Annotated in this window: 4 protein-coding genes and 2 pseudogenes; all 6 read left to right on the forward strand. The window is 64.3% G+C overall.

All coding sequences use genetic code 11. The features are described from left to right. Nucleotides 1-341: pseudogene (locus KBT70_RS13095) on the forward strand (NADPH-glutathione reductase); the annotation flags it as partial. 69 nt (nt 342-410) lie between these two features. After that, on the forward strand, nt 411-1,562 hold the full coding sequence (gene hflK / locus KBT70_RS13100; protein WP_296634223.1) for an FtsH protease activity modulator HflK: 1,152 nt from the start codon (nt 411-413) through the stop codon (nt 1,560-1,562). A gap of 4 nt (nt 1,563-1,566) precedes the next feature. Next, nucleotides 1,567-2,436: a protease modulator HflC gene (gene hflC / locus KBT70_RS13105; RefSeq protein ID WP_296634227.1), complete on the forward strand. Its 870-nt coding sequence runs from the start codon at nt 1,567-1,569 to the stop codon at nt 2,434-2,436. Beyond that, on the forward strand, nt 2,436-2,633 hold the full coding sequence (locus KBT70_RS13110; RefSeq protein ID WP_296634231.1) for a DUF2065 domain-containing protein: 198 nt from the start codon (nt 2,436-2,438) through the stop codon (nt 2,631-2,633). Before hflC ends, KBT70_RS13110 begins: the two co-directional genes overlap by 1 nt. A gap of 198 nt (nt 2,634-2,831) precedes the next feature. Beyond that, the gene (locus KBT70_RS13115; protein WP_296634236.1) at nt 2,832-4,244 is read left to right on the forward strand and encodes a DegQ family serine endoprotease; all 1,413 of its coding nucleotides are present in this window, start codon (nt 2,832-2,834) and stop codon (nt 4,242-4,244) included. A 141-nt stretch (nt 4,245-4,385) separates the two neighbouring features. After that, nucleotides 4,386-4,758 (forward strand): annotated as a pseudogene (locus KBT70_RS13120) (hypothetical protein); the annotation flags it as partial.

Below are 4,758 nucleotides of genomic sequence, written 5' to 3' on the forward strand. Positions count from 1 at the left end.
CGGCGATCTTTACCCACCCCGAAATCGGCACCGTGGGCCTGAGCGAAGAGGCCGCGCGCGAGCAAGAGCCGATCGAGGTCTATGCGACCTCGTTCCGCCCGATGCAAACCGCCTTTGCCGGGCGTCCCGACCGGGTGCTGATGAAACTGATCGTCAGCCGGGCCACCCGCAAGGTGCTGGGGTGTCATATCGTCGCTCCCGGCGCGGGCGAGATGATCCAATTGGCGGGCATCGCCATCAAGATGGGGGCCACGAAAGAGGATTTCGACCGCACCGTGGCGGTGCATCCGACCATGTCGGAAGAACTGGTAACGATGAAAACGCCTGTGCGCACCGCTTGATTTTTCGCCTGTGCTGCACAGGTTGTGAAACGGGCCGGGAACGGCAGGACAACAAGGGAAGACAAACGTATGGCTGGAAACTCTGGCGGCCCATGGGGCGGCGGCGGAAATTCGGGCGGGGGCGGTGATGATCGCGACCGCAACACCGGGGGCGGACGACGTCCCCCCGAAGGAGGACCGCAACTGCCCGAAATCGACGCATTGGTGCGCAAGGGTCAGGATCAGCTTCGCGTTCTGATGGGCGGACGTGGCGGCGGCAACAAGGGTGGCGGCACCGGCGGCGATGGTGGGCCGCAGTTCGGCAAGGGCACGATCGGCCTTGCGGCCTTGGGTGCCGTGGCGCTCTGGGTGTTTGCCAGCGTCTATACGGTCAAGCCCGAAGAGCAATCGGTCGAATTGTTTCTGGGCGAATATTACAAGACCGGCAATCCCGGTCTGAACTTTGCCCCCTGGCCCATCGTCAGCGCGGAAATCGTCAATGTGACCTCGGAACGGACCGAGGACATCGGGCGCAGCACCAGCGCGCGCGAAGAGGGGCTGATGCTGACCACCGATGCCAATATCGTCGATATCGGCTTTCAGGTGGTGTGGAACATCTCCGATCCCGCCAAGCTGCTGTTTAACATTCGCGATCCGCAATTGACGGTGCAGGCGGTGTCGGAATCGGTGATGCGCGAGATCATCGCGGCGTCAAATCTGGCCCCCATCCTCAACCGGGATCGTGGCATCATCGCCGACACGGCGATGCGCAACATCCAAGAGGCGCTCGACGAGTATGACAGCGGGATTCAGGTGGTGCGGGTCAACCTCGACAAGGCCGATCCGCCGCGCGAGGTGATCGACAGCTTCCGCGAAGTGCAGGCCGCCGAACAGGAACGCGACCGTCTGCAACGTCAGGCGGATGCCTATGCCAACCGGGCGCTGGCAGAGGCGCGCGGTCAGGCGGCGCAGATCCTTGAGGATTCCGAGGGCTACCGCGCCCGCGTGGTCAACGAGGCGCAGGGTGACGCCAGCCGCTTTACCTCGGTGCTCGAGGAGTATTCCAAAGCGCCCGAAGTCACGCGCAAGCGTCTCTACCTCGAAACGATGGAGCGGGTTCTGGGCGATATCGACAAGACCATCCTCGACAGTTCCATCGTCGGCAGCGAAGGCGGCAACGGGGTAGTGCCCTACCTGCCGCTGAACGAACTGCGCCGCAACACGACAGATCAGGGGAACTGAGACCATGACAAAATTTCTAATCCCTCTTGTGGTCGTTCTGGGCTTTTTGGGTCTCTCTTCGGTCTTTGTGGTCGATGAGCGCGAAAAGGTTCTGGTGCTGCAATTCGGCCAGATCAAATCCGTCAAGGAAGATCCGGGCCTGTCGTTCAAGATCCCCTTCATTCAGGAGGTGGTGCGCTATGACGACCGCATCCTGTCGCTCGATACCGATACGATCGAGGTCACGCCCTCGGATGACCGCCGTCTCGTGGTCGATGCCTTTGCCCGCTACCGCATCCGCGACGCGGTGCAATTCCGGCAGGCCGTGGGTGTGGGCGGCGTGCGTCTGGCCGAGGACCGGCTGTCCTCGATCCTCAATGCGCAAATCCGCGAGGTTCTGGGTGCCGATCAGGTAACGTCCGACACCATCCTGTCCGAGGATCGCCGCGAGTTGATGCGCCGCATCCAGCGGCAGGCACAGACCAGCGCGGCGGGCCTTGGCCTTGACGTGGTGGATGTGCGGCTCAAGCAGACCAACCTGCCCGAGCAGAACCTCGAGGCGACCTTTGCCCGGATGCGCGCCGAGCGCGAGCGGGAAGCCGCCGACGAGATCGCCCGTGGTAACGAGGCCGCGCAGCGGGTGCGCGCCCTTGCCGACCGGACCGTGACCGAGACGCTCTCGGATGCCGAGCGCGAAGCGCAGGTGATCCGAGGCGAGGCCGATGCAGAACGCAGCGCGATCTATGCCGAAGCCTATGGTCAGGATCAGGAGTTCTACGCGTTCTACCGCTCGCTCGAAGCCTATGAAAAGGCGTTGCAGGGCAAGAATTCGAGCATGGTGATGACACCGGACAGCGAATTCTTTGACTATCTCAAGTCGGGAACCGCGCCATAATGCTCGAAACCGCGCTTCTTGCGTTGGGGCTGGTGCTGATCGTGGAGGGGCTGGTCTATGCGCTGGCCCCTTCGCTCATTGAGCAGATGCTGGTGGCCTTCTCGGCCTTGCCCACCGAGGCGCGACGCCTGATGGGGGCGATTGCGCTGGTGTTGGGGCTGATCCTCGTCTGGGCGGCCAAGACGCTTGGCGCTTGATCTTGGGCCGCCAAAACGGTCACATGGGTGTGAATTGATCCTGCGTCCTTTGCGATCCGGCAAAGACCGCCTACATTCCAGTGCAAGAGGGGCGCGCGCATGCCGCCCGATGCACGAACCAAAGGAGACATTGGTGTGAAGACCCAAACGATTTCCGAAACACGATCCCTGTCCACCGGCCTGCGGGCGCTCTGGCTCATGGCCCTGATGGTCGGGCTCTTGATTGCGCAGGCGATGGCCGCTGCGGCACGGCCCGACAGCTTTGCCGATCTGGCCGACAAGATCAGCCCGGCGGTCGTCAACATCACCACCTCGACCGTGGTGGAACAGGGCACCGGCCCTGCGCCCATCGTGCCCGAAGGCTCGCCCTTCGAGGATTTCTTCGAACAGTTCCGGGATCGTCTGGGCGAAGGCGACCGGCCACAGCGCTCGTCGGCCCTTGGCTCGGGCTTTGTGATTTCCGAGGATGGCTTTGTGGTCACGAACAACCATGTGATCGAGAGCGCGGATGAGATCCTGATCGAATTCTTTTCCGGCGAAACCCTGCCCGCCGAGGTGATCGGCACCGACCCCAAGACCGACATCGCCCTGCTCAAGGTCAAGGCCGACAAGCCGCTGCCCTTCGTCAGCTTTGGCGACAGCGACACCGCGCGCGTGGGCGATTGGGTGCTGGCCATGGGCAACCCGCTGGGTCAGGGCTTTTCGCTCTCTGCCGGGATCGTGTCGGCGCGCAACCGCGCGCTCAGCGGCACCTATGACGACTATATCCAGACCGACGCCGCCATCAACCGGGGCAACTCGGGCGGTCCGCTCTTCAATCTCGACGGTCAGGTGGTGGGCGTGAACACCGCCATCCTCAGCCCCACCGGCGGCTCGATCGGCATCGGCTTTTCCATGGCCTCGAACGTGGTCAAGCGGGTGGTCGATCAGTTGCAGGAATTCGGCGAGACCCGGCGCGGCTGGCTCGGTGTGCGGATTCAGGACGTGACCGAGGATGTGGCCGAAGCGATGGGGCTTGAGAAAGCGGCAGGCGCACTCGTCACGGATGTGCCCGAAGGCCCCGCCGCCGAGGCGGGCATGCTGGCCGGCGACGTGATCATGTCCTTTGACGGGCAGGATGTGTCGGACACACGGAGTCTCGTGCGGACCGTAGGCAATACCGAGGTGGGCAAGACCGTCCGCGTGGTCGTGTTCCGCGAGGGCAAGACCACCACGCTCAAGATCACGCTGGGCCGCCGCGAAGAGGCAGAGGGTGCCATTCCCGTGGCTCAGCCCGGCGAGGATGCAACCCCCGAGGCACCGGTGGAAAAGACCCTGCTGGGCCTGACCATCACCCCGCTCAGCGATGAGCTGCGCGCGCAGCTTGAACTGGACGACTCGGCCACGGGCCTTGTCGTGGTCAATATCGACGAACTCTCCGAGGCCTATGAAAAGGGCCTGCGCGCGGGCGACGTGATCACCGAGGCCGGACAGCAAAAGGTGGCCACGATTGCCGATCTTGACGAGCGCATCGCCGAGGCCAAGGAGGCGGGGCGCAAATCCCTGCTGATGCTGGTGCGCAGCGGCGGCGATCCGCGTTTCGTGGCGCTCTCGCTCGAAGACAACAAGTAAAGCCCCAGACTGTGGGCGGTAAAGGCACCCCGATCCGGGGTGCCTTTTGCTTTGCGCCGGGCGGGTGCGGCACGGCCCTGTGCCCCGCCCGCTTGGCACGGGGATTGCACCCTCTGGACTGACCCCCAGACGGAGCCCGGCATGATCGCCCCGGTATTGACCAGCCTTCCCACCCCCGCTGCCACGGCCCCCGGCCGTGCCGCTGCGGCGCTTGGCCAAGGCTCTGGCGCGCCGATCCAAGGATTTTCCGCCCTTCTCGGTGCGGCACAGGCCCCCGTTCAGACACCCGTTCAGACGCCCATCCAGACACCCGTCCTGACACCGGCACAACCGCTTGCGCCGGTCCCTGCGCCTGACATGGCCCGGATCGCTCCAGCCTCTGTCCCTGCCTCTGCCGACCTTCTCCCCGCAACAGCCGCACTCCCGCCACTTGAGATAGCGGCGCACCCCCCTGCCGCGCCTGTCGCCCAATCCGGGTTGGATAACCTCCCCGAGGCCCAGAGCCTGCCCGAGG

Origin of the sequence: Roseovarius sp. (assembly GCF_018066915.1) — a bacterium.
Classification (GTDB): domain Bacteria; phylum Pseudomonadota; class Alphaproteobacteria; order Rhodobacterales; family Rhodobacteraceae; genus Roseovarius.